The organism is Arthrobacter sp. zg-Y820 (assembly GCF_030142155.1).
Taxonomy (GTDB): domain Bacteria; phylum Actinomycetota; class Actinomycetes; order Actinomycetales; family Micrococcaceae; genus Arthrobacter_B.
The window spans coordinates 1,296,178-1,318,488 of record NZ_CP126247.1 but is presented as its reverse complement, the minus strand read 5'-3'; the positions used below and the strand labels follow the sequence as shown (position 1 = coordinate 1,318,488).

Sequence of the window (22,311 nt, the reverse complement as noted above, 5' to 3'; positions counted from 1 at the left end):
AAAATATCAGGCTTCTTCTTCCACAATGCCGGCCGGGATCGGACCCGCGGCAATAAGACGCAGCCGCTGGGTCGGGCGGGTCATCGCCACGTACAGGTCCCCGACCTTCCCGGCCGCAGCGGTAAGCAGCTCTTCAGGCTCCAAAATGACGACGCCGTCGAACTCCAGGCCCTTGGCTTCCCGCGGCGAGGTCACCACTATGTCCTGTTCCAGCCCACCGGCGCCGGTGCCCAGCCGCCGGCCGTAGACAGCACCGACTTCGCGGCGGACGGCGTCGAGGTGGTGTTCCTCCGCGATGATCGCCAGCAGGCCGCCGTCCAGCGAGTCCAGGTCCTCCGGCAGGACCTCCATCAGGCGGGCAACCAATCCGCCCTCCGGCACCCGGTCGACGAACGGTGCCCAGCGGCCTTCGCGGACGGCCTTGGGTGCGGAGACCACCAGACCGGCAGCATTGGCCATGCGGACCGCCGCCTCGGCGATCTGCGCCGGGGTGCGGTAATTCACCGTCAGCTCTTCGAGCGTCCAGCGGTCCCCCACAAACGGCGCCAGCGCCTGCTGCCACGACGTGGCACCGGCGGCGGAGCTGGTCTGGGCGATGTCGCCGACCACGGTGAAGGACTTCAGCGGGCAGCGGCGCATCAGCAGCCGCCACTGCATGGCCGACAGTTCCTGTGCCTCGTCAACGACGATGTGACCGAAGGCCCAGGTGCGGTCGACGGCGGCGCGGTCGGCCGCGGTCAGGCGCACCTCCCCCTCGGTGTTGTGGTCCGCCAGGTCCTCGGCAGAGAGGATGCCGTGCGCGCCGGAGTCTTCCAGGAAGCCCTCGGTGTTCTCGATGGCCCGCTCGGCGTTGGCCAGGTCCCGCTTGCGCTGTTCCTCGCGCAGGGCGAAGTCGCGTCCGGCGGAGGCGTCCAGTTCTCCGAGCAGCTCCGCCGCCTCGTCCAGCAGCGGAATGTCGGATTCGGTCCACGGTGCGTCCGGGCTGCGGCGCAGGAGGCGGATTTCCTCCGGGCTCAGTTCGGGTGCGGCTGCTTCCAAGTGTCCGGGCTTACTGAAGAGTTCGGAGAGCAGTTTCTCCGGCATCATCGGCATCCAGCACAGGTTGAGTGCCACCCGCACGTCGCGGGCGCTGCGCACGTCCTCGGCCAGATACGCCCGGTCGGTGCTGTTGCCGGCACCGGACGATTCCTCGAGCTGGTCGGTCAGCTGCTCGGTGAGTTCGCGCAGCAGGATCTTCACGAAGGTCACCCGGGCCTCGTTGTGCGGCTTGCCGGTGGCACGGGCCTTGTCGCGGGCGCGCTGGACCATTTTCGGAGTCAGCGTGAGGATGGTTCCCTCGACGTTCAGCTTCCGCGGTTCGGCCGGGAGCCGCTGGCGGTTGGCGACGGCGTTGGCCATCACTTCAGCCATGCCGATCCGTCCCTTGATCTCGGCGACGTGCGCGTTTTCTTCCTGCACGGCCGTGATGCCGGGCATCAGCTGGCCAAGGCTGGACATGACGACGCCGGTCTCGCCCAGCGAGGGAAGCACCCGTTCGATGTAGCGGATGAAGGCATTGGAGGGGCCCACCAGCAGGACACCGGCGGACTTGAGCCGTTCCCGGTGCGTGTACAGCAGATAGGCGGCGCGGTGCAGCGCGACGGCGGTCTTGCCCGTTCCCGGTCCGCCCTGCACCACCAGGGTGCCGGCCAGCGGTGCGCGGATGATGCGGTCCTGCTCGGCCTGGATGGTGCCGACAATGTCCGACATCTGTCCGGTGCGCTTGGAGTTCAGGGCAGCGAGCAGGGCGCCTTCGCCCTGAAGTGCAGCCTCCTCCTCGAGCATGGTGTAGTCCAGCACATCGTCTTCGATGGCCTGGACGTTCCGGCCCTTGAGGATCAGGTGGCGGCGGCGTCGTACGCCCTGCCGTTCGAACGCTGTGGCCTGGTAGAACGTGCCCGCTTCCGGGGCGCGCCAGTCGACCATCAATCGCTGCAGGTCCTCGGTGGACAGGCCGATGCGGCCGATGTAACGCTCTTCGCCGTCGTCGAGGTCCAGCCGGCCGAAAACCAGCCGGTCATCGACGGCGTTCAGCTGCGCCAGGCGGTCTTCATACATGGTCGCAAAGGCGTCACGTTCGGAGCGGTTCTGGTGTGAACCGGCCGAGTGGCTGCGCCGCACCTGGGCCAGCTGTTCGCGCTTTTCCTCGCGGAGTTCGTCGAGTCGCTGGTACAAACCGGCGACGTAGTGTCGCTCATGTTCCAGCTCGTGGTGGGCAGAAGACGTTTCAGGCATGTTCGCGTTCCCTCTCGCAAAGGCAGACCGTCAAGTTTAGCGCGCATTTGGACTTTTTCCATGCATTGAGCTAACCGGCTGACACCGGCCCTGTTCGGGGTGGTCGTGGTGCGCCTCCGTCCGGCGGCGCGGGTGGTGCTCCGCCGGACGGAAGAGCATGAATCCTCGGTCAGTAACCGATCAGTGCATGCACCGGGTAACCGGCAAGCGCCTGGCGTCCGCCCAGGTCCTTCAGCTCCAGCACGACGCCGAATCCGGCCACGACTGCGCCGGCCTTTTCGATCAGGCGTGCGGTCGCCCCGAGGGTGCCGCCGGTGGCCAGTACATCATCCAGGATCAGCACGCGGGCGCCCACCGGAATGTCGTCCTGGTGGACTTCGAGTGTATTTTCGCCGTATTCCATGGAGAAGCTCTCGGAATGCACGCGGCGCGGCAGTTTGCCCGGCTTGCGGATCGTGATGACGCCTTTGTCCGCCGCGTAGGCAGCAGCTGCGGCGAGGAGGAAGCCGCGTGCTTCCACTCCGGCAACGTAGTCGAAGCGCCCCTCGTACTCGGCCAGCAGCGAATCCACGACGCTCCGGAAGGCCTGTCCGTCGGCAAAGACGGGGGTCAGGTCACGGAAGACCACTCCCGGCTTGGGATAGTCGGGCACGACTGCACCCAGACGTTCGATCGTTTGTTCAATGGTCTCGTTGTTAACCGGTTCTGCCGGGGCATCTTTCACCCGTCCACCTTACCCGCTGCGTCCGCTCCGGCCCGAGCCGCGTGGACAGCTGTGGCACTTGTCTCGCCACGCCCGGCGCCCGCGTGACAGCGGGCACGCACACCGGGTCGGTCGGGCGGGCGGAATCGAGCGGAGTTATCGGCTGGAGGAATAAAGGGGCCTTCGACGGCGGTTGCCATCTGTCAGTGCCCTTTGCCCCTTTGGACAGGCCACTGAATTTAACGGCACCAACAGTCAAGGATTGCAACACATATGGCTAACCTGCACGAAGTGCTCAAGAACAAGATCGGATTCGGCACGGCTCCGCTGGGAAACATGTTCCGGAACATTCCCGAGGATGAGGCGCTGGCGACGGTTGAAGCCGCCTGGAATGAAGGCATCCGCTACTTCGACACCGCACCCTTCTACGGAGCCGGCCTGGCGGAATCCCGCCTGGGCGAGGTCCTCTCACAGCATCGCCGCGATGAGTACGCGCTGAGCACCAAAGTGGGACGGCTGATCCTGGATGAGGAAGAGGAAAAAAGCTCCGGCCTCTTCACGCACGGGCGTTCAAATAAGATCGCCACTGACTACACCGCGGATGCCACCCTGCGCTCCATCGAGGAGAGCCTGAAGAGGCTGAAGACTGACCGGCTGGACTTTGTCTTCGTCCACGACACCTCCCGGGACTTCCTCGGTGATGAGTGGGTCACCAAGTTCGACGAGGCGCGGACCGGCGCGTTCCGGGTACTCGCGCGGCTGCAGGATGAGGGCGTCATCAACGGCTGGGGCCTCGGCGTGAACACCACCGAGCCCATCGAGCTGGCCATGGACATGGATGAGGCAGCTCCGACCATGAGCCTCTCAGCCACTCAGTACACGCTGCTGCAGCACGAGCGCGCCCTGCAGCGCATGATGCCCGCTGCACTGGAGAAGGGCGTCGGCATTATCGTCGGCGGACCTTTCAACTCCGGCGCCCTGTTGGGCGGCGACACGTTCGACTACGCCGAGATTCCTCCGCAGGTTAAGACACGGATCGCCGAGCTGACCTCGGTGGCCTCCCGGCACGAGGTGAGCCTGAAGGCCGCTGCCCTGCAGTTCTCCGCCGCCCACCCCGCTGTGGCTGCGGTCATTCCCGGCTCCAGCCGGCCCGGACGCGTCACAGAGGATGTCGCGGCGATGAAGGCCGAAATTCCGGGTGCGTTCTGGGACGAACTGCTGGAAAAGAAGCTGATTTCCGCGCAGGCTCCGCTTCCGCGCTCCTAGCAGGTTGCTTCGCCGAACGGCGTTCCGGGATGGCACTCATCCGGAACGCCGTTCTGCGTTTCACGGCCGCAGGGCCGTCGCTCCTGCGGATGCCGGCTGCTTGCGCGGCTGGGCGGGACGGTACTTGGACACAGTTGGGTCACCGGTGAGCCAGTACCGCCAGGGATATTCGTCTGAACCGCCGGGGCCGCTGACACCCACCCGCGGTCCGGACGAGACCAGTTCTTCCGGCACCGCCCGGTCCGGCAACTCCAGCCGCAGCGGGGCCGCGAAGACATCGGCGCCGTCGAGGTTCCTGTTGATGCCCAGGGCCTGGGCCAGCCGGGCCGGTCCGCGGGCGAGGTCCAGGTCGGTGCGCGGATTTCCGCGGCGTTCCCGTGCGGTTTCGATGCCGTCAGTGATTTCCCCGGCCCGCAGCAGCAGTCCGGTGGCCTGTCCCTCATCACCGCAGACCACGTTGGCGCAGTAATGCATACCGTAGGTGAAGTAGACGTAAAGGTGCCCGGCCGGACCGAACATGGTGTTGTTCCGGGCCGTGCGGCCGCGGAACGCGTGGGAGCCCGGATCCGCGTCCCCCATGTAGGCCTCCACCTCGGTGACCCGAACGCTCACCGGGCGGCCGCCGTCGTCGTGCGTCAGGGTTGAGCCCAGCAGGAGGCGGGCGGCGGAGGTGGCCGGTACCGCAAGCCGTGATCGTGCGCTTGTGTCTTCCATGCCTTCGACCGTAGCAAGATCCCGTCCTGTGGCTGGAATCGGGGCGCTCCTGCCATGCGGGGATGGTCGCGGGGACCGTCAGAGCATGGCGCGGTAGAACCGCTCAAGTGCGGCCCGCCGGTGCAGATTCGGATTCGGGGTCTGGCCGTCAAGCTGGTCTCGCACGGCGTCAAGGGCGGCGTGCCACGCGGCGAGGAGGGTGGCGGTCTGATCCTGGCTGCCGGTGACCGGCTCGCGGATGGTGGCCTTGGTTTCGTGGCCGTCATCGGTCATCACCAGCTGCGCGTCCCCTCCAATACTCAGCGTCCTGCCGGCCGTCTCCACCGCCGCTTCCACATCCTCCGCCGGCGCCCGGTACCAACGCTCGAACACCAGCTCCGCGTCGGCACCCTCACCGGTCACCCGGCCCATCGTGGGGGAAATGTCGAATTCGCTGGCGTAGGCATCGCGCAGGGCAAGCCACCGATCCATGCTGTCAGGATCCGGTTCCCGACCGGCGGCGACGCTGGCGAAGGAGTTCAGGATCCCCTGCCAGCCGGCACTGCCTTCGGTCAGGAAATCCGGTGAGTCGGTGCGGGAGCGGAACTGCAGCAGCGCTCCCCCGCCGCTCTCCAGGACCTGCCATTCCAGCACCGATTCCAGGCCCAGCTGGTCCTCCCAGGTGAGCTGCAGGCTGGAACGAGGTTCCAGCTGGAGCACTGTGCCGGTGCTGGTGCCGCCGTCCATTTCCAATGTGTATTCCTTGCCCAGCCGCCACTGCGGTGTCACGTCGCCGAGCCAGCGTGAGACCTTTTCGGAATTGGTCAGGACATCCCAGATGTGGGCCGTGGGGTAGTCAAACTGGCGGTCGAAGGCAACCGCATATCCATCGGTCAGTTTCTGGATACGGCCCTCAGGGACTGCTTGCCCTTCCGGAACTGCGGGGCCAGATTGCTCAGACATGGCGGCCGTCCTCCTGCTCGGTGGAACCCCGGCTTTGAAGTCCCAGCCTAGCCGCGGTGGGAATGCTCCGTAAGTCCGAGCGGCTGTCCGTTGACTAGTCGCCGGCAGACCCGAGGTGTGCTGCGGCGGGGAAAGTCCGTGTTGGAGGCCAGCTGGAAATGTCGGTGGCAGCTGAAACCATGAATTCATGGACACAACAACGACGTTTGACCAGCGGACAGACCCTCCTCCGGATGCCCCGTGGCGTGATGATTTTCTGGTGTGGGAACCGCAACCGCCCGACCCGGAGTGGCCGCCCGACTCCGTCCCGTTTGATCCCCTGTGGGTCGGTGACCACGGTTCCGCTCCCCCGCGGGCCGACGGCGGCGGCGACGGGTGCGGTCCCGACGGCGGCGGTCACCATGGCGCCGGCGGCAGCAACGCCCGTGCCAATGCCGGTGCATGCGGCGCCGGTGCAAGCCCGGTGTTTTGTGCTGACCCGGCAATTAGTGCTGCTCAGCGCCACGCTCTGGCAGCGACCCTGCCCGAGGGGTTCACCGGTTCTTTGGGTCTGCTGGATGCTGCGGGCCTGGATCAGGAGCTGACCGGCACCGCGTTGCAGGGTGTGCGGATTCTGGAAGGCTGGGCCGCCGCCGCCAAGGCACGGCTGGTGCACCGCCAGCACCGGCTCATGTTCGAGGAGCTGGAGCAGTTCGACCGGCAACGGGCGGCCGAGGATGCCGAGCGCCGGGCAGCCGGCGAAGACGTAGCCGGCACCGGTACCGGTACCAGCGCCCGGTGCGCCCGAACCGCCCGGCCGGGCGTTTCTGCCGGGCAGGGCGTAGACCGGAGTCTGGCGTTCAGTCTCTGTGCCACCGAGATCGCCACCCTGTTTCGGCTGCCCGAGGGAACCGCGATGGCCCTGGTCGAAGAATCCGAGGAGCTCTGCACCCGCTGCCCGGACACGCTGGCCCTGCTGGAAACCGGAGCGATCACCCTTGCCCAGGCGCGGACGATCCTGGACCAGACCAGATCCCTCATGGAACCGGCACCCGTGGCTGCTGCCGGCAGCGAAGCAGGACGCGATCCCGGGAAAGGGCCTCAAGGGGAAGACACCGGGCCGGAGAACGACAAGGGGCAGGAGAACGATCAGCCAGGAGTTGACGATGGCCGGCTCTTTCCGCCCGGAGCCGCTGCTGCCCTCGAGCAGGACCTGCTTCAACTCGCACCGGAGCTCACCAATGCCCAACTCACCCGCAAAGCCCGGCGGCTGCGCGAACGGATCTATCCGCAGAGCATTCCGGTCCGGCACCGGACCGCGTTTGATCAGCGTCGCGTTTGGTTCCAGCCCCGGCCCGACGGCATGGGACACCTCACCGCCTATATGCCGGCGGACAAGGGTCAGCAGATCTACGGCGCGCTGACCGGTGCAGCCCGCGGAGAGCAGGCCCAGGGCGATCCTCGGTGCCTGGATCAGCTGCGCACCGATATCCTCGCGTCCCTGCTCCTGCACACTCCCGAACCCTGGATCGGCGAGCCCGGGAACGGTCAAAGTCCGGATCCGGCAGCCGGCGAGGCCAGCACCACCGACACCAACCACGGCAGCGGTCGAGACAGCTCCCCGGATGAAGCCAGTAGGCCAGCTGGTTTCAGCGGACTCAACGGGTCTTCCGGCTTCAACCGAGCTGACGGAGCCAACGGACCGAACGGACCCAACGGGTCTGCCGATGCCGGGGACCTCCCGCCGCTGCCTCCAGCCACGGTCGCGGAAATCATGGTCCTGATCAATGCTGACACGCTCTTCGGAGCCGATGACGCGCCGGCCGAGCTGGCCGGATACGGGCCGATCACCGCAGAAGCAGCCAGGCGGCTCGCCAGAGCAGCGTGCCGGTGGACCGGGCTGGTCCAGGATCCGTGTTCCGGGCAGGTCCTGGGCGTGGGTCGGCGCCGAAAGGTCCCGGCCGGACTGCGGCGATGGCTGCAGGCGCGGGACCAGACCTGCCGGTTCCCGGGCTGCAGCGCCGGCACCGGCCGGGCCGAAGCGGACCACACCATCCCGTGGGCGGCAGGAGGACCCACCGCACACTGGAACCTGGCGCACCTCTGCAAGAAGCACCACCTGTTCAAGACACTGGGGTTCTGGAAAGCACGACAGGTCACACCGGGCGTTCTGGAATGGATCTCCCCGCTGGGCCGGCACTATACGACCCAGCCCGAACTCACCCTCACACCGCAACACCGCCTTGATTCCGGCCCTTCAGTCAGTTCCCGCCCCGCCGCCAAGCGTGTGCCACTCTCCGTGGTGTTCTCGGGAGGAGGAGACAGTGGAAAGGACGGTGGAGAGCCGCCGCCGTTCTGAGGCGTCCGGCGCCCTTCAATCTGGGCCAGGCCTTAGGGGGCCAAGGCTAGCCTTAGGGCAGCTTGTTAGGCCAGCGTCTTACGGCGGGTTATTAGGGCTGTGTCTTAGGGCCGGTTATTAGGCCGTCTACTAGGGCCGGTGATTAGGCCGATTATTGGGGCGGGTTATTAGGGCTGTATCTTGCCGGGGTCCGAGGGCGGCGGCCTGTTGCAACGCGCTATTTCGTTGGCAGCGCCGACGGCCAGGGCAGGAGTTTGGGCAGGTCCACGCCGTCGGCTGCGGCTTCTGCGCGCAGGCTGGCAAGATTCGGAGTTCGTCCAGCCAGCCAGGCGGCGATGTCTGTTGCCATGCCGTTCACCGAAACGGTGCTGGAAACCGGCTCCCCCGGGGCGGAACCGCCCAGGACGCGGGGCGCCAGACCGAGCGGCTGCAGCCTGAGGCGTACTCCGACGGGAACCCGGGCCGAGAGGAAACCGAACAGGTGCTCGCAAAGCTGCGGCGACCAGGTGTCGGCCTCCACTCCGACACCCAGGTCCGTGAGGTGAATGACCAGTTCCCGCCACAACGCCAGGCCGCCGTCCCGAACGACGCCGCTGCGATAGGAAATCGGAGCCTGCCAGTCGGCTGCCTGCAGCCCGTGGAACGCCGCGAGCACGCGGTCCAGCGAGGTGCTGAGTTCGCGGCGGTGGCGGTCGGCATTCAGCACCGCGCCTTCTTCGATCGCCCGGTTCCGCCCTTCGGCGCCGCCGTCGTACAGCTCGATCGTTTCTCCGCGGACTGCGTACTCAAGTTGCCGGGCCATGCCGTCAGCGACACCCGACACATGCGCCAGCACATGCCCGCGGGACCAGCCCGGGAGCTGCGAGGGAGCGCGGACGTCGTCGTCGGTAAGGAATCGAATGCGATCCCGGAAGTCCGCAGCCGCCGCGTCCAGGATGGCCACCAGCTGCGAGGGGGTGGGCCGGGGCTCCGGTTTGGAAACAGCAGGGGGTGCAACGCCGGGAACATCAGGGAGACCAGTCATGGGACCCACCCTAGGGGCACGACAGGCAAAAACGGGACAGCAGAGACGTCCTTTTTCGGTGTCGCCGCGAGGTGGCGGCGGTGTCCGCGGCGGCGGTCACGGCCTGGGCAGGAGCAGTCAGCCACGCAGATCACAGGTCATAGCGGATCACAGATCATAACGGTGCCGGATATGCCGCCGGCCCGGATCTGCCTGCCAGAATTCAATCTCGACCGGCTGGAGGGCGTAGAGCTGCCACTCGGGGTTTTCCGAACCATCGGCAGCCGGCCGCTCCGCCCAGTCACGCGCCGAGGCCGCCTCGGACAGCTGCACCACGGTGCCGCTGACGCGGATCTGCCGTCCCAGCTCGGACCAGTAAAAGTTCATGGCGGCCCGCGGGTTCTCCGACAGTTCCCGGCCCTTACGGGAGGTGCGCGACGTCGCGAAGTGCCAGCCGTCGTCGTCGAGTTCCTTGAGGATGAGCATGCGGGAGGACAGGTTTCCGGCTGCGTCAGCGGTGGCCAGTGAGAAGGCATGGGGCTGGCTGACTCCGGCAGCCAGGGCCTCGTCCAGCCAGGACCGGAACAGGTCGGACGGATCCGCAGGGGCCGCCGCGGGGTCGAACCGCGGGAGGTTGTCCGGGAAGTCGGGCAGGGCGCGCAGCATCCGCCGGAAGGAGTCGCTCATGGGCCAAGGGTAGCTGAGGGCATCACAGTGAGACATAAAGACCAACCAGCTGTCGAAGCACAGACGGGGCCACGGCGTTCATAGTGCAGATGAGGGGCCTTCAAAGGATCCTTCGTGCAGATAACGGGCGTCCAAAGAATCCTTCGTGCAGATAACGGCCCCAAAAGGCTCTTTTCGCCGCGGGAAAGCCCCTGATCTGCACTATGGATCTCCGAAAAGCCCCTGCTCTGCACGACGGTCGCGATGGAAGGCCCCCTGCGCACTGGAATCAATGGCATTAGGTGAATCGCCGGAACCATGGGGCTCACCGGAAACCACGGGAACCACCGAACCACTGGAACCACTGAAATCACCGGAACTACGGGAATCGCCGAAATCGCTGATCCGCGTAAACTCCGGCGGCTCCATTCGTGCAAAACAGGGTTGATCCGGACGCGGCGGTGCCCCTGCGGAGAATCTCCGCAGGGGCACCTCCGGCGCCGAGGGCACCGGGATCCAGCAGCACCCTTAGCCCGGACTCAGCCCGGACTCAGCCCGGACTCGGCCTGGGCTACGCGGCGTAGCTCCGTGCCGTCGCCACTTCCGACTTCAGCGCAGCCAGCTGCTGCTCCACGGCGGACCGGGCGGTTCCGCCCTGGGCGCTGCGGCTGTCCAGCGAGCCTTCCGTGCTGAGCACGGTGCGGACCTCGGGAGTCAGGTACTCGGAAATCCCGGCGTAATCCTCATCCGTCAGGTCCCAGAGCTCGACGCCACGGCCCTCCGCAAGTTTCACTGCGGCACCGGAGAGCTCGTGGGCTTCCCGGAACGGCACGCCCTGGCGGACCAGCCACTCGGCGATGTCAGTGGCCAGGGCAAAGCCCTGCGGTGCCAGTGCCTGCATGCGCTCGGTGTTGAAGGTCAGCGTGGCGATCATGCCGGACACCGCCGGAAGCAGGACCTCCAGAGTGTCGGCAGCGTCGAACACCGGTTCCTTGTCTTCCTGCAGATCCCGGTTGTACGCAAGCGGCAGGCCCTTGAGCGTGGCCAGCAGTCCGGTCAGGTCACCGATCAGGCGGCCGGCCTTGCCGCGGGCCAGCTCAGCCACATCGGGGTTCTTCTTCTGCGGCATGATCGACGAACCGGTGGAGAAGGCATCGTCAAGGGTCACAAAGGAGAACTCCTTGGTGGCCCAGATGATGATTTCCTCACTAATCCGGGACAGGTCCACGCCGATCATGGCCGCAACCCAGGAGAACTCGGCGTAGACATCGCGGGAGGCGGTGCCGTCGATGGAGTTCCAGACCGCCGAGTTGAAACCGAGTTCGGCGGCAACGGCATTCGGGTCCAGCCCCAGCGAGGAACCGGCCAGGGCGCCGGAGCCGTACGGGGATACCGCAGCGCGGCGATCCCAGTCCATCAGGCGTTGCACATCGCGCAGCAGCGCCCAGGCATGGGCCAGCAGGTGGTGGCTGAGCAGCACCGGCTGGGCGTGCTGCAGGTGCGTGCGGCCGGGCATGGCCACGCCCAGATGCTTCTCCGACTGCTCCATCAGGGCATCCACCGTCGCCAGGACACCGGCGGCGATGATGCGGGCGTGGTCGCGGAGGTACATCCGGCCCAGCGTGGCGATCTGGTCGTTGCGGGACCGGCCGGCGCGCAGCTTGCCGCCCAGCGCCGGGCCGGCACGCTCGATCAGACCGCGTTCCAGGGAACCGTGGACATCCTCATCGGAGTCCGCCGGGGTGTAGGCGCCCGAGCGGACATCGGCGTCGAGCGCGTCCAGGGCCGCCAGCATGCCCTCAAGCTCGGCGTCGTCGAGCAGCCCGGCGGTGTGCAGCACGCGGGCGTGGGCCCGCGAGCCGGCAATGTCATAGCCGGCAAGCCGCCAGTCGAAGTGGGTGGACTTGCTCAGCGCCGCGAGGGCGTCGGCGGGGCCGCCGGCAAAGCGGCCACCCCACAGCGCACCCTGGACGGTGGAACCCGCAGCTGCGGTTCCGGCCGGGTCAACCGGCGGCTTGCCGTGATTCATTTTCTACTTACCTTCTGCTGCACGCTGGTCGCGGCCGGAGGCCACCTTGGAGGACATGCCGAACAGCTCGATGAAACCGCGCGCCATTGACTGGTCGAAGCTGTCACCGGTGTCGTACGTGGCCAGGTTGAAGTCGTACAGCGAGGTGTCGGAACGGCGTCCGGTCACCACGGCGCGGCCGCTTTCCAGGGTCATGCGGATGTCGCCGGAGACGTACTTCTGGGTGTCCTCGATAAACGCGTCCAGGGACTTCTTCAGCGGGGAGAACCACTGGCCGTCGTAGACCAGTTCGGTCCAGCGCTGGCCGACGGTCTTCTTGAAGCGTGCCTGCTCGCGTTCGACCGTGACGTTTTCCAGTTCGCGGTGCGCGGCCATCAGGGCCATGGCTCCGGGGGCTTCGTAGATTTCGCGGCTCTTGATGCCCACGAGGCGGTCTTCGACGATGTCGATCCGGCCAATGCCCTGGGCACCGGCGCGGCGGTTCATCTGTTCGATGGCCTGCAGCGGAGTGACGGGCTTGCCGTCAATCGCGACCGGAATGCCTTCCTTGAAGGTGATGACCACTTCGTCGGCGGGCAGGCCGGCGGCGGGATCGGAGGTGTACTCGTACACGTCCGGAGTGGGGCCGTTCCAGATGTCTTCCAGGAAGCCGGTCTCCACGGCGCGTCCCCAGACGTTGGCATCGATGGAGAACGGGTTCTTCTTGGTGGTGACGATCGGCAGGTTCTTCTCCTCGGCAAAGGCAATGGCCTTGTCGCGGGTCAGGGCCAGGTCGCGGACCGGGGCGATGCACTTCAGGTCCGGGCCCAGGGTCTGGATGCCGACTTCGAAGCGGACCTGGTCGTTGCCCTTGCCGGTGCAGCCGTGGGAGACGGTGGTGGCACCGAACTGGCGGGCTGCGGCGACCAGGTGCTTGACGATCACCGGGCGGGACAGCGCGGAGACCAGCGGGTAGGAATCCATGTACAGGCCGTTGGCCTTCAGCGCGGGCATGCAGTACTCGGAAGCGAATTCGTCCCGGGCGTCTGCCACGTATGCTTCGACGGCGCCGCAGGAGAGGGCGCGCTGGCGGATGGTCTCCAGGGACTCGCCGCCCTGTCCGACGTCGACCGCCACTGCGATGACTTCGGCACCTGTCGCTTCGGCAATCCAGCCGATGGCCACCGATGTATCGAGGCCACCGGAGTAGGCCAGAACAATGCGTTCGCTCACGAAATACGCTCCTTGCGTTATGTGCAGCCTCTGCAGGCTGCTGGTTGATGAAGGTAGGTGGAAAGTTTTAGGGGTACAGCTAGAGAATGCGGCTGTCCGGGGCCTGGCCATTGGCAGTGGCCTCGTCGGCGATGCGCAGGAAGCGCGCTGCGACGTCGGCGCCGCCGTTGGGCTCGCGGGTGACCATCAGCACGGTGTCATCCCCGGCGATGGTGCCCAGGATGGACGGCAGCACCGAGTGGTCGATGGCCAGGGCCAGGAAGTTTGCAGCGCCCGGAGGCGTCCGCAGCACCACGATGTTTCCCGAGGCCTCGGCCGTGACCAGCAGTTCCCCGCAGAGCCGGGCCAGCCGGGCGTCCAGAACCTCCTGCGTGACTCCCGATTTCGGCGCGCGCTCGCCGCCTTCGGAGGGCACTGCGTACACCAGCACTCCCTCCTTGCCTCGCATGCGCACCGCGCCCAGCTCCACCAGGTCGCGGGAGAGCGTGGCCTGGGTGACCTGGACGCCGTCGTCGGCCAGCAGGGCGGCGAGTTCGGCCTGTGAGCGGACCGACAGTCCCGTCAGCAGGGCACGGATGCGCGCCTGGCGGGCGGTTTTGGTGGCAGGCATGCTCATACTGCGCCCTCCGGAACCCCGGTCAGGCCCGAGCGGGCCATCAGCCACACCATCAGCGCCTTCTGCGCGTGCAGCCGGTTTTCGGCCTCGTCCCAGACCACTGACTGCGGGCCGTCGATGACCTCGGCGGCAATTTCGTACCCGCGGTAGGCCGGCAGGCAGTGGAGCACGACGGCGTCATCCGCCGCCTGCGCCATCGCTGCGGCGTCCACGGCGTAGCTGCGGAACAGCTCGGAGCGGGCGGCCTTCTCATCTTCCTGGCCCATGGAGACCCAGGTGTCGGTGGCGACGACGTCGGCTCCCGCCAGCGCCTCGGCCGCATCGGTGGTGATCATCACCGACCCGCCGGTTTCCTCGGCACGGACGGCAGCGGCGTCGACAATCAGGGGATCGGGCAGGTAGCCCACGGGACCGGCTACCCGAACGTGCATGCCGGCCGTGACGCCGGCCAGCAGATAGGAGTTGGCCATGTTGTTGGCGCAGTCTCCCAGATAGGTCAGGGTCAGGCCGGCGAGGGTGCCCTTGTGCTCGCGGATGGTCATCAGGTCCGCCAGCAGCTGGCACGGGTGATAGTCGTCGGAGAGCGCGTTGATCACGGGAACCCCGGAATTCGCGGCCATTTCTTCCAGCCCGGACTGGGCGTAGGTGCGCCAGACGATGGTGGAGACCATCCGCTCGAGCACCTTCGTGGTGTCGGCAACGCTTTCCTTGTGGCCGAGCTGGGAGTCGCCCGCTCCGATGATCAGCGGCACGCCGCCGAGATCGGCCACTCCGGCGGCGAAGGACACCCGGGTGCGGGTGGACGTCTTGTCGAAGATGACGGCAACGGTCTTGCGGCCGGCGGCGGCGCCGGCGAACGGCTGATACTTGTAGCGGTCCTGCTTCAGCGCGTCGGCAAGATCCAGAACTTCGGTCTGCTCGGCCTGGGTGAGGTCGGTGTCGACTAGGAAATGGCGGGTCATGATTGTCCTTCTGTCTTTCCGGTGGCCCGGGCTGTCTGGTCGGCGGCGCGGGCGGTTTCTTCGGCGGCCCGGGCGGCGGCCAGGATCCCGGGCAGTGCTTGCACAAAATCGTCGGCCTGGTCGCGGGTCAGGATCAGCGGCGGCGCCAGGCGCAGGGTGTGCGGTCCCGTGGCGTTGATGATGAATCCGGCCTCGAGCGCGGCGGTCACCGCCGCGGGGGCAATGTTCTCGCCGGGACCGGCAGCCAGGTCGAACCCGATGAGCAGACCTTCGCCGCGGACCTCGGTGACGCCCGGAACCGCGGCCAGGGCGGCGCGCAGGTGGAATCCCGTGGCCTGGACTTGACCGAGCAGCCCGGTGGACTCGATGACGTGCAGCGTGGCCAGCGAGGCGGCGGTCGCGACCGGATTCCCGCCGAACGTGGTGCCGTGCTGGCCGGCGGAGAGCAGCGACGACGCCGTTCCGCCGAAGGTGATCAGCGCGCCGACGGGGAAGCCGCCGCCCAGGCCCTTGGCCAGGGTCATCGCATCGGGCAGCACGCCCTCGGAGGCGAACCACTTTCCGGTGCGGCCGATGCCGGTCTGGACCTCGTCCACGATCAGCAGCGCGCCGGCGGCAGCGGTGATCTCCCGCGCGGCCTGCAGGTAGCCGGCGGGCAGCGGGCGGACGCCGGCTTCACCCTGGATCGGTTCGATGAAGACCGCGGCAACGGTGTCGTCGACTGCCGTGCGGAGCGCCTCGATGTCCCCGAACGGGATGTGCTCCACTCCCCCGGGCAGCGGTTCAAAGGGTTCCCGGTAGGCCTTCTTCGCCGTCAGCGCCAGCGCGCCGAGGGTGCGGCCGTGGAAGGCGCCGTCGAGGGCAATGATGCGGGTCCGCTGCACGGTGCCGTCCGGGCCCGCGGCGCCGGTGTTGCGGCGCGCCAGTTTGATCGCTGCTTCGTTGGCTTCGGTGCCGGAATTGGCGAAAAAGACCTTCGATCCCTCCGGCGCCCCGGCCAGCTGCAGCAGCTTCTCCGCCAGCGCCACCTGCGGAGGGCTGGTGAAGAAGTTGGAGACATGGCCCAGCGTGGCCAGCTGGCTGGTGATCACCGAGGTCAGGAACGGATGCGCGTGGCCCAGGGCGTTGACGGCGATGCCGCCGAGCAGGTCCAGGTAGGCCTTGCCGTCGGCGTCCCACACCGTGCAGCCGTTGCCCCGGACCAGGACCCGCTGCGGCGTGCCGAAGACACCCATCAGCGAGGAGCCGTAGCGGCGCAGCCAGTCCTCCGAGGTTCCGGTCAGGCTCACCAGTGCGTCATCCGGTGCGGCTGCGGCGGGCTCCACGGCCGGTGCGGCTGCGGCTGGCTCCGCGGCCGGCTGGGCCTCGGTCTGCTTGCTCATGGCGTTGCTCATGCCTGCTCCTCCGGAACTACCTGGGTGCCGATGCCGGCGGTGGTGAAGACCTCCAGCAGCATGGAGTGCGCCATCCGCCCGTCCACGACGGCGGCACGGTCCACGCCGCCGTCGACCGCGGCCAGGCAGGCACCCATCTTGGGGATCATGCCGGCTTCCAGCGTGGGCAGCATCGCGCGCAGCTCCCCGGCGGTGAGTGATGAAATCAGCGAGGACTTGTCCGACCAGTCCGCGTACAGGCCCTCGACGTCGGTGAGCACCACCAGCCGCGAGGCGCCCAGGGCGACGGCCAGTGCGGCTGCCGCGGTGTCGGCGTTGACGTTGAGCACCTGGCTGGTCAGGCCGCCGTCGTCGTCGACTTCCGGAGCCACTGTGGAGATGACGGGAATGCGGCCGGCCTCGATCAGGTCGACGATGGCGCCGGGATTGACGCCGGTGACTTCCCCGACGAGCCCGAGGTCCACGTCTTCACCGTCAATGACGGTACCGATGCGCACGGCCTGCAGCAGTCCGCCGTCTTCACCGGAAAGGCCGACGGCGTAGGGCCCGTGGGCGTTGATCATGCCCACCAGTTCGCGGCCCACCTGGCCGGTGAGGACCATCCGGACGGCGTCCATGGCTTCGGGCGTGGTGACGCGCAGCCCGCCCTTGAATTCGGACTTGATGCCCAAACGGTCGAGCAGCGCGCTGATCTGCGGCCCGCCGCCGTGCACGACCACGGGGTGCACACCGACGTGGTGCAGGAAGACGATGTCCTCCGCGAACGCGCGGCGCAGCTCATCGTTGACCATGGCGTTGCCGCCGTACTTGATCACCATGATGCTGCCGGCGAACCGCTGGATCCAGGGCAGCGCTTCGATGAGCGTGGCGGCCTTGTCCTGGGCGGCCAGCTGTTCGTTGGCTTGCGTGGGTGTACTCATGATGTCCCCGATCAGCTGCTGTAGGCCGAATTTTCGTGGACATAGTCCATGGTCAGGTCGTTGGTCCAGATGGTGGCGCTGTGCGTGCCGGCATTCAGGTCGATTTCCACTGTAACTTTGCGCCCGCGCAGATCCACCAGGTCGCGGGAATCCCCGATGCCTCCGTTGCGGCAGACCTGGACGCCGTTGATGGTGACGTTGAGCTGGTCCGGCTCGAAGGCGGCGTCGGTGGTGCCCACGGCGGCCAGGACCCGTCCCCAGTTGGGGTCGTTGCCAAAGATGGCGGTCTTGAAGAGGTTGGAACGGCTGACGGCGCGGGAGGCCGTCTCGGCGTCGGCCACGGTGGCGGCGTTCACCGTGGTGACGGCGATGTCGTGGCTTGCCCCCTCGGCATCGGTGATCAGCTGCTGCGCCAGCGAATGGCAGACCTCGGTGAGGCCTGCGGTGAACTCGTCGGGCTGCGGAGCGGTGCCGGAGGCGCCCGAGGCCATCAGCAGCACGGTGTCATTGGTGGACATGCAGCCGTCCGAGTCCGTGCGGTCAAAGGTGACGGCGGTGGCGGCCCGCAGGGCGGCATCCAGCCCGGCGGCCGGCAGCTGCGCGTCCGTGGTCAGCACCACGAGCATGGTGGCCAGCCCGGGAGCGAGCATGCCGGCGCCCTTGGCCATGCCGCCGATGCTGTAGCCGTTGCCGGTGAAGACGGACTGCTTGGCCACCGTGTCGGTGGTCATGATGGCCTCGGCGGCCGCCGCACCGCCGTCGGCCGCCAGCGCCTGCGCTGCCGCCTGCACGCCGGGAAGGATCTTCTCCATCGGCAGCTGCTCGCCGATGAGTCCGGTGGAGCAGACCACGACGTCGGCGGCGGACAGGCCCAGGACCTCGGCGGTTTTCTCGGCGGTGGCATGGGTGTTCTGGAAGCCCTGCGGTCCGGTGCAGGCGTTGGCGCCGCCGGAGTTCAGGATCACGGCGTCGGCACGGCCGTCCGAGACCACCTGCCGGGACCAGTGCACGGGTGCGGCGGCCACCCGGTTGCGGGTGAAGACGGCGGCTGCGGCCTTGGAGGGCCCGTCGTTGACGACCAGCGCCATGTCGCGGCCGCCGGAGGCCTTCAACCCGGCGGTGATGCCGGCGGCGCGGAAGCCGGCCGGAGCGGTGATGCCGGTGGCTGCTGTCTGGTCGGCGGCAGTTGCCGTGCTGTTTTCGGTGGTGCTCATTACGGGGCAACTCCCTGCGTTGTCAGTCCGGCGGTTTCTTCAAGGCCGAGGGCAATGTTCATGGACTGCACCGCGCCGCCGGCGGTGCCTTTGTTCAGGTTGTCGATCACGCAGGTGACGATGACGCGGTTGGCGTGGGCGTCGTAGGCCAGCTGCAGGGCAGCGTAGTTGGACCCCACCACCATCTTGGTGGCCGGCCACTGCCCCTCGGGGAGCAGCCGGACGAAGTGTTCGTTCCGGTAGGCGTCAGCCCAGGCGGCGCGCAGCTGCTCGGCGGTGACGCCGGGGCGCACCTTCGCGGTGGCCGTGGTCAGGATGCCCCGGGCCATCGGCGCCAGCGTGGGGGTAAAGGACACGGCGACAGTTTCGCCGGCCGCGGCCGAGAGGCCCTGTTCGATTTCCGGCGTGTGGCGGTGTCCCCCGCCGACACCGTAGGGGCTCATGCCGCCCATCACTTCCGAGCCCAGCAGGTGCGGCTTGGCTGCCTTGCCCGCGCCGGAGGTTCCGGAGGCAGCGACGATGACGACGTCGTCGGGCTCCAGCAGGCCGGCCGCGAAGCCGGGCGTCAGGGCGAGCAGCGAGGAGGTGGGATAGCAGCCGGGGACGGCAATGCGGGTGGCGCCCTTGAGCCGGTCGCGGTGGCCGGGCAGTTCGGGCAGGCCGTAGGGCCAGGAGCCGGCGTGCGGCGAGCCGTAGAACTTTTCCCAGGCCAGCGGGTCTTCGAGCCGGTGGTCGGCGCCGGCGTCGATCACCAGAACGGAGGGATCCAGCTGCTCAGCGATGGCGGCGCTGGCGCCGTGCGGCAGGGCGAGGAAGACGACGTCATGCCCGGCCAGGTTCTCCACTGTGGTGTCCTGCAGGACCCTGTCGGCGAGCGCGTGCAGATGTGGCTGCAATTCCCCGAGCCGGGAACCGGCGTTGCTGTGCGCGGTAATGGCACCGATGGTCACGGAGGGATGCCCGGCCAGCAGGCGCAGCACCTCACCCCCGGCGTACCCGGAGGCTCCTGAGACAGCAACTGAAATCGTCATGGCTTCACCCTACAGTAGATTTATGCATGGGCCTACATAATTATGCATAGATGACGCGGACCCTTTTTCGCCGGCCGCAGCACGGAAGGAGGGAACAGGGCGGTGCGCCGGTCCGCGCGCTGCCCTACGATGGCAGCGACACCGATGCCTGCAACAGAAGAGACATTCCATGCATAAAGCTATTGTGGTCCCCGCACCCGGCGGGCCCGAAATCCTGCGCTTTGAAGACGTCGACCTGCCCCAGCCCGGTCCGAAGGAACTGCTGGTCCGTGTCGGGGCGGTGGGCGTGAATTTCATCGACACCTACAAGCGCAGCGGCATCTATCCCATGGCGCATCCCTTCATTCCCGGTGCCGAGGCGGCCGGAACCGTGGTCGCTTCCGGGCGCGATGTGGCAGCGTTCCGGGAGGGTGCGCGGGTTGCCACGGCTGAGGGTGGCGGCACGTATTCGGAGTACACCATCATGGAGGCGGACAAGGCGCTGCCCATACCCGACGGCGTCAGCGACGAGATTGCCGCGGCGCTCCCCATGCAGGGCATGACCGCCCACTACCTCTGCAACTCCACCTTTCCCGTGGAGGAGGGCCAGACGGTCCTGACCCACGCCGGTGCCGGCGGCGTCGGCCTGCTGCTGATCCAGCTGCTCAAGGCCAAGGGCGCCACCGTCATCACCACTGCCTCCAGCGATGAGAAGCGTGAGCTGGCGCGCTCCGCCGGCGCCGACTACGCCCTGGGCTACGACGGATTCGCCGAGGCGGTCCGGCAGCTGACCGACGGCAGGGGCGTGGACGTGGTGTACGACGGCGTCGGCAAGGCAACCTTCGACGGCTCCCTGGGCAGCCTGCGCAAGCGGGGCATGCTGGTGCTGTTCGGCGGCGCCTCGGGCCAGGTTCCGCCGTTCGACATCCAGCGGCTGAACTCGTCGGGATCTCTCTACCTGACCCGTCCCACGCTGGACGACTACCTGCTGACCGCTGAGGAGCGGCAATGGCGCGCCCATGAGCTCTTTGAAATGGTTCGTGACGGCACACTGGACGTGCGCATCGGCGCGACCTATCCGCTGGCCGAGGCCGCTGCGGCGCAGACTGCCTTGGAAGGCCGGAAGACTACCGGGAAGGTGCTGCTGCTGCCGTAGCATCCGCTGCTCCGTACAACATCTCGAAGCTGGTGTGCAGCGGCCAAAACTGCGACCAGGGAAGCGGGGTCCCGCCCACGGCAGCCTCCAAGTAGGTCAAATGCGTGACCCAGCCGGGACCGTAGGAATCCACCAGGCTGCCCAGCCCGTTGTGCACGAGCTCCATCCGGGTGCCGGACTCCGCCGGGTGCAGCCCGAGCGCAATCTGCGAGTCGGGTTCGTCGGGGAAGTCCCACGTCATGGCCAACCGGCGCGGTTCGTCCGCCTCGGTGACGACGCTTCGCGACAGGCAGCCCCCGCCATGGTCGACGACAATCATGCCGCCCGTTTTAGCGTCACATACAAGGGGCCGGCCCAGCCATTGGGAGAGCAGCGCCGGGTCGCGGAACCCCGCCCACACCGTTTGGGCGGGGACAGCGAGCAACCAGGAAATCGTGAGGGAATCGTCTTCGGTCGCGAGGGATGACAGCGGCATGGCCCCGATTCTGGCACGTTCCGCCATTCGCGAGTACCCGGGCACGTAGTCGGTACTCGTGAATGAATGTTCCGCCGGGAACAGCTCTATTGGATGCCTCGGTGCATCGGTGAGGCTGCGGGGCTGGCCGGCTGGTCGGCGGAGCCCTTCTCATCTTGGCCTTGGCGGGCTGCGCACCCGCCGGCAACTCACCGACGTCCGGGGACCGAAGGTCCACGGAAGCCGCGTCAGGTGACGCCGCCGACCGGGAAGTATCGGCGGATCCGGCTGACCCCCGGTGGTTGCCGTCCCCCGGTGCCAGCTGGCAGTGGCAGCTCAGCGGTGCCTTGGACCTCACCGTTGAGGCGGGCATTTTCGATGTGGACTATGAAACACTTCTGCGCTGAGTCCAATCAACAGGGGCTGTCCTCACTGCTAAAACCCCTGGACCTCGGGGCCGTCAGGGAGGCCTGTTGAATAGCCGGTTGACCGGCGGGGTGAGTCCTGGGCGCCCGGTGCGCACCCGACTGCGACCTGCGCGGCTGTTTCATCCGGGTGACTGCCGGCCGTAATGACGGTTTCGGTCGCGAGGGATCGCATACCTGCATCGTCCAGCCATTCAGCAAGGAAATCGTGACCGGAGCTGATCCATTCGGTCCCCTTCGAAGCCAGCGACCGTTGCCTCAGTTCAACCAGCGCAGCTTCTCGGTCCTCTGACGGCAGCAGCAGAACCACCTTCGGAACGCTTTGCAGGGCGGCGTGCACCACGGCAAAACAGCCGGGGTCAGTGTAGGAGGTGTGTCCGGCGCCCAAAGCGGCGGGCCAGAAACGGCGGTCCTGGCGGCAGCACCGGGGCCAGCAGGAACTAGGCGCCGTCGTCTACCCATTGCCCCTGCTGCGGATTATCATTCGGGGCATGCGGCGGCGGAAGTGTCGTTCACTGCAGACCTGCCGGCAGTCCCCCCGGAACCAAAGGAGTAACCATGACAGGTAATCTCTCGCCTTCTGCCCCGCCTGTGCTGCAGGAGTATTACCGGGTCCTGACCGCCGGTCCGGAGGCGTTCGGCGACGGCAGGGACCTCCGCGGACTTTTGTCAGGCCGACTCGATTTCACCGGGTCCCTGGCAGGCCACCTCCCTGACGCCACGGAGCATTTCCTGCAGGGAGTCACCGGCTTCATAGGGACTGTGCGGGGCATCGATTTTATAAGCGATGTCCATGACAATGCGGGATCCGCGGTGCTGTACGACGCCGATATGCCCGGCGGGACGGTTCGCTTTGCGGAGTTCTTCACTTTCGGTGACGGTGTTATCAGCACGCTGAACCTGCACTACGACGGGCCGGACTACATTGCCAAGGGCGGCCGTTAGCTGGCCGTGACAAAGACCGTCCGGCAGAAAGAGCAATTCTCCTTCCGGGGCAGCCGAGCTCCCGGACA

Annotated in this window: 19 protein-coding genes; 4 read left to right on the top strand and 15 right to left on the bottom strand. The window is 67.3% G+C overall.

What is annotated here, in order from left to right; translation table 11 throughout:
- Positions 1 to 6 precede the first annotated feature (6 nt).
- Positions 7 to 2,274 (bottom strand): HelD family protein, encoded by a 2,268-nt coding sequence (locus tag QNO08_RS05890; protein WP_229967729.1) that lies wholly within the window; start codon positions 2,272 to 2,274, stop codon positions 7 to 9.
- A gap of 169 nt (positions 2,275 to 2,443) precedes the next feature.
- Positions 2,444 to 2,998 (bottom strand): adenine phosphoribosyltransferase, encoded by a 555-nt coding sequence (locus QNO08_RS05885; RefSeq protein ID WP_229967727.1) that lies wholly within the window; start codon positions 2,996 to 2,998, stop codon positions 2,444 to 2,446.
- Between the two features lie 252 nt (positions 2,999 to 3,250).
- Here QNO08_RS05885 and QNO08_RS05880 point away from each other — a divergent pair, with 252 nt between their 5' ends.
- On the top strand, positions 3,251 to 4,243 hold the full coding sequence (locus QNO08_RS05880) for an aldo/keto reductase (RefSeq protein ID WP_229967725.1): 993 nt from the start codon (positions 3,251 to 3,253) through the stop codon (positions 4,241 to 4,243).
- A gap of 60 nt (positions 4,244 to 4,303) precedes the next feature.
- Here the strand turns inward: QNO08_RS05880 and QNO08_RS05875 are convergent, their stop codons facing one another.
- Both QNO08_RS05875 and QNO08_RS05870 read right to left on the bottom strand, forming a co-directional pair.
- Positions 4,304 to 4,957 (bottom strand): DNA-3-methyladenine glycosylase, encoded by a 654-nt coding sequence (locus tag QNO08_RS05875; RefSeq protein ID WP_229967723.1) that lies wholly within the window; start codon positions 4,955 to 4,957, stop codon positions 4,304 to 4,306.
- Between the two features lie 78 nt (positions 4,958 to 5,035).
- Positions 5,036 to 5,899 carry an SRPBCC domain-containing protein gene (locus tag QNO08_RS05870; protein WP_229967721.1) on the bottom strand — a complete coding sequence of 288 codons (864 nt, stop codon included), beginning with the start codon at positions 5,897 to 5,899 and terminating at the stop codon, positions 5,036 to 5,038.
- A gap of 187 nt (positions 5,900 to 6,086) precedes the next feature.
- On the opposite strand from QNO08_RS05870, the gene QNO08_RS05865 reads away from it, so the two are divergent.
- Positions 6,087 to 8,237, top strand: coding sequence for an HNH endonuclease (locus tag QNO08_RS05865; RefSeq protein WP_229967719.1), 2,151 nt, complete (start codon positions 6,087 to 6,089; stop codon positions 8,235 to 8,237).
- Between the two features lie 217 nt (positions 8,238 to 8,454).
- Here the strand turns inward: QNO08_RS05865 and QNO08_RS05860 are convergent, their stop codons facing one another.
- The 10 genes from QNO08_RS05860 to argC form a co-directional block, all read right to left on the bottom strand.
- The gene (locus QNO08_RS05860; protein WP_229967717.1) at positions 8,455 to 9,261 is read right to left on the bottom strand and encodes a maleylpyruvate isomerase family mycothiol-dependent enzyme; all 807 of its coding nucleotides are present in this window, start codon (positions 9,259 to 9,261) and stop codon (positions 8,455 to 8,457) included.
- 147 nt (positions 9,262 to 9,408) lie between these two features.
- A complete protein-coding gene (locus QNO08_RS05855) occupies positions 9,409 to 9,927 on the bottom strand; it encodes a pyridoxine/pyridoxamine 5'-phosphate oxidase (RefSeq protein ID WP_229967715.1) in 519 nt (172 codons plus the stop codon).
- Between the two features lie 550 nt (positions 9,928 to 10,477).
- A complete protein-coding gene (argH, locus tag QNO08_RS05850; protein WP_229967713.1) occupies positions 10,478 to 11,935 on the bottom strand; it encodes an argininosuccinate lyase in 1,458 nt (485 codons plus the stop codon).
- Between the two features lie 3 nt (positions 11,936 to 11,938).
- On the bottom strand, positions 11,939 to 13,147 hold the full coding sequence (locus QNO08_RS05845; RefSeq protein ID WP_229967711.1) for an argininosuccinate synthase: 1,209 nt from the start codon (positions 13,145 to 13,147) through the stop codon (positions 11,939 to 11,941).
- 79 nt (positions 13,148 to 13,226) lie between these two features.
- Positions 13,227 to 13,763, bottom strand: coding sequence for an arginine repressor (locus QNO08_RS05840; RefSeq protein WP_229967709.1), 537 nt, complete (start codon positions 13,761 to 13,763; stop codon positions 13,227 to 13,229).
- Positions 13,760 to 14,725, bottom strand: a complete 966-nt coding sequence (gene argF / locus QNO08_RS05835) for an ornithine carbamoyltransferase (RefSeq protein ID WP_229967707.1) — start codon at positions 14,723 to 14,725, stop codon at positions 13,760 to 13,762. Before argF ends, QNO08_RS05840 begins: the two co-directional genes overlap by 4 nt.
- Positions 14,722 to 16,119, bottom strand: a complete 1,398-nt coding sequence (locus QNO08_RS05830) for an acetylornithine transaminase (protein ID WP_229967705.1) — start codon at positions 16,117 to 16,119, stop codon at positions 14,722 to 14,724. Before QNO08_RS05830 ends, argF begins: the two co-directional genes overlap by 4 nt.
- The gene (gene argB / locus QNO08_RS05825; protein WP_229967703.1) at positions 16,116 to 17,039 is read right to left on the bottom strand and encodes an acetylglutamate kinase; all 924 of its coding nucleotides are present in this window, start codon (positions 17,037 to 17,039) and stop codon (positions 16,116 to 16,118) included. Before argB ends, QNO08_RS05830 begins: the two co-directional genes overlap by 4 nt.
- Positions 17,040 to 17,050: 11 nt before the next feature.
- A complete protein-coding gene (gene argJ / locus QNO08_RS05820; RefSeq protein WP_229967701.1) occupies positions 17,051 to 18,253 on the bottom strand; it encodes a bifunctional glutamate N-acetyltransferase/amino-acid acetyltransferase ArgJ in 1,203 nt (400 codons plus the stop codon).
- Entirely contained in the window at positions 18,253 to 19,284 is a 1,032-nt protein-coding gene (argC, locus tag QNO08_RS05815; protein WP_229967699.1) for an N-acetyl-gamma-glutamyl-phosphate reductase, read from the bottom strand. Before argC ends, argJ begins: the two co-directional genes overlap by 1 nt.
- 169 nt (positions 19,285 to 19,453) lie before the next feature.
- Here argC and QNO08_RS05810 point away from each other — a divergent pair, with 169 nt between their 5' ends.
- Positions 19,454 to 20,419 (top strand): quinone oxidoreductase family protein, encoded by a 966-nt coding sequence (locus QNO08_RS05810; protein WP_229967697.1) that lies wholly within the window; start codon positions 19,454 to 19,456, stop codon positions 20,417 to 20,419.
- Here QNO08_RS05810 and QNO08_RS05805 read toward each other — a convergent pair.
- Complete coding sequence (locus QNO08_RS05805) at positions 20,391 to 20,894, bottom strand: SRPBCC domain-containing protein (protein ID WP_229967695.1); 504 nt, start codon at positions 20,892 to 20,894, stop codon at positions 20,391 to 20,393. The two genes, QNO08_RS05810 and QNO08_RS05805, sit on opposite strands and share 29 nt — an antisense overlap.
- A gap of 962 nt (positions 20,895 to 21,856) precedes the next feature.
- Between QNO08_RS05805 and QNO08_RS05800 the strand changes: the two genes are divergently transcribed.
- Complete coding sequence (locus QNO08_RS05800; RefSeq protein ID WP_229967693.1) at positions 21,857 to 22,243, top strand: hypothetical protein; 387 nt, start codon at positions 21,857 to 21,859, stop codon at positions 22,241 to 22,243.
- Positions 22,244 to 22,311: the final 68 nt, after the last annotated feature.

What these genes read in the sequence shown, in the direction of transcription:
- QNO08_RS05890 (WP_229967729.1), bottom strand. Translation starts at nt 2,274, where the DNA reads ATGCCTGAAACGTCTTCTGCCCACCACGAGCTGGAACATGAGCGACAC.
- QNO08_RS05880 (WP_229967725.1), top strand. Translation starts at nt 3,251, where the DNA reads ATGGCTAACCTGCACGAAGTGCTCAAGAACAAGATCGGATTCGGCACG.
- QNO08_RS05875 (WP_229967723.1), bottom strand. Translation starts at nt 4,957, where the DNA reads ATGGAAGACACAAGCGCACGATCACGGCTTGCGGTACCGGCCACCTCC.
- QNO08_RS05870 (WP_229967721.1), bottom strand. Translation starts at nt 5,899, where the DNA reads ATGTCTGAGCAATCTGGCCCCGCAGTTCCGGAAGGGCAAGCAGTCCCT.
- QNO08_RS05865 (WP_229967719.1), top strand. Translation starts at nt 6,087, where the DNA reads ATGGACACAACAACGACGTTTGACCAGCGGACAGACCCTCCTCCGGAT.
- QNO08_RS05860 (WP_229967717.1), bottom strand. Translation starts at nt 9,261, where the DNA reads ATGACTGGTCTCCCTGATGTTCCCGGCGTTGCACCCCCTGCTGTTTCC.
- QNO08_RS05855 (WP_229967715.1), bottom strand. Translation starts at nt 9,927, where the DNA reads ATGAGCGACTCCTTCCGGCGGATGCTGCGCGCCCTGCCCGACTTCCCG.
- argH (WP_229967713.1), bottom strand. Translation starts at nt 11,935, where the DNA reads ATGAATCACGGCAAGCCGCCGGTTGACCCGGCCGGAACCGCAGCTGCG.
- QNO08_RS05840 (WP_229967709.1), bottom strand. Translation starts at nt 13,763, where the DNA reads ATGAGCATGCCTGCCACCAAAACCGCCCGCCAGGCGCGCATCCGTGCC.
- argF (WP_229967707.1), bottom strand. Translation starts at nt 14,725, where the DNA reads ATGACCCGCCATTTCCTAGTCGACACCGACCTCACCCAGGCCGAGCAG.
- QNO08_RS05830 (WP_229967705.1), bottom strand. Translation starts at nt 16,119, where the DNA reads ATGAGCAACGCCATGAGCAAGCAGACCGAGGCCCAGCCGGCCGCGGAG.
- argB (WP_229967703.1), bottom strand. Translation starts at nt 17,039, where the DNA reads ATGAGTACACCCACGCAAGCCAACGAACAGCTGGCCGCCCAGGACAAG.
- argJ (WP_229967701.1), bottom strand. Translation starts at nt 18,253, where the DNA reads ATGAGCACCACCGAAAACAGCACGGCAACTGCCGCCGACCAGACAGCA.
- argC (WP_229967699.1), bottom strand. Translation starts at nt 19,284, where the DNA reads ATGACGATTTCAGTTGCTGTCTCAGGAGCCTCCGGGTACGCCGGGGGT.
- QNO08_RS05810 (WP_229967697.1), top strand. Translation starts at nt 19,454, where the DNA reads ATGCATAAAGCTATTGTGGTCCCCGCACCCGGCGGGCCCGAAATCCTG.
- QNO08_RS05805 (WP_229967695.1), bottom strand. Translation starts at nt 20,894, where the DNA reads ATGCCGCTGTCATCCCTCGCGACCGAAGACGATTCCCTCACGATTTCC.
- QNO08_RS05800 (WP_229967693.1), top strand. Translation starts at nt 21,857, where the DNA reads ATGACAGGTAATCTCTCGCCTTCTGCCCCGCCTGTGCTGCAGGAGTAT.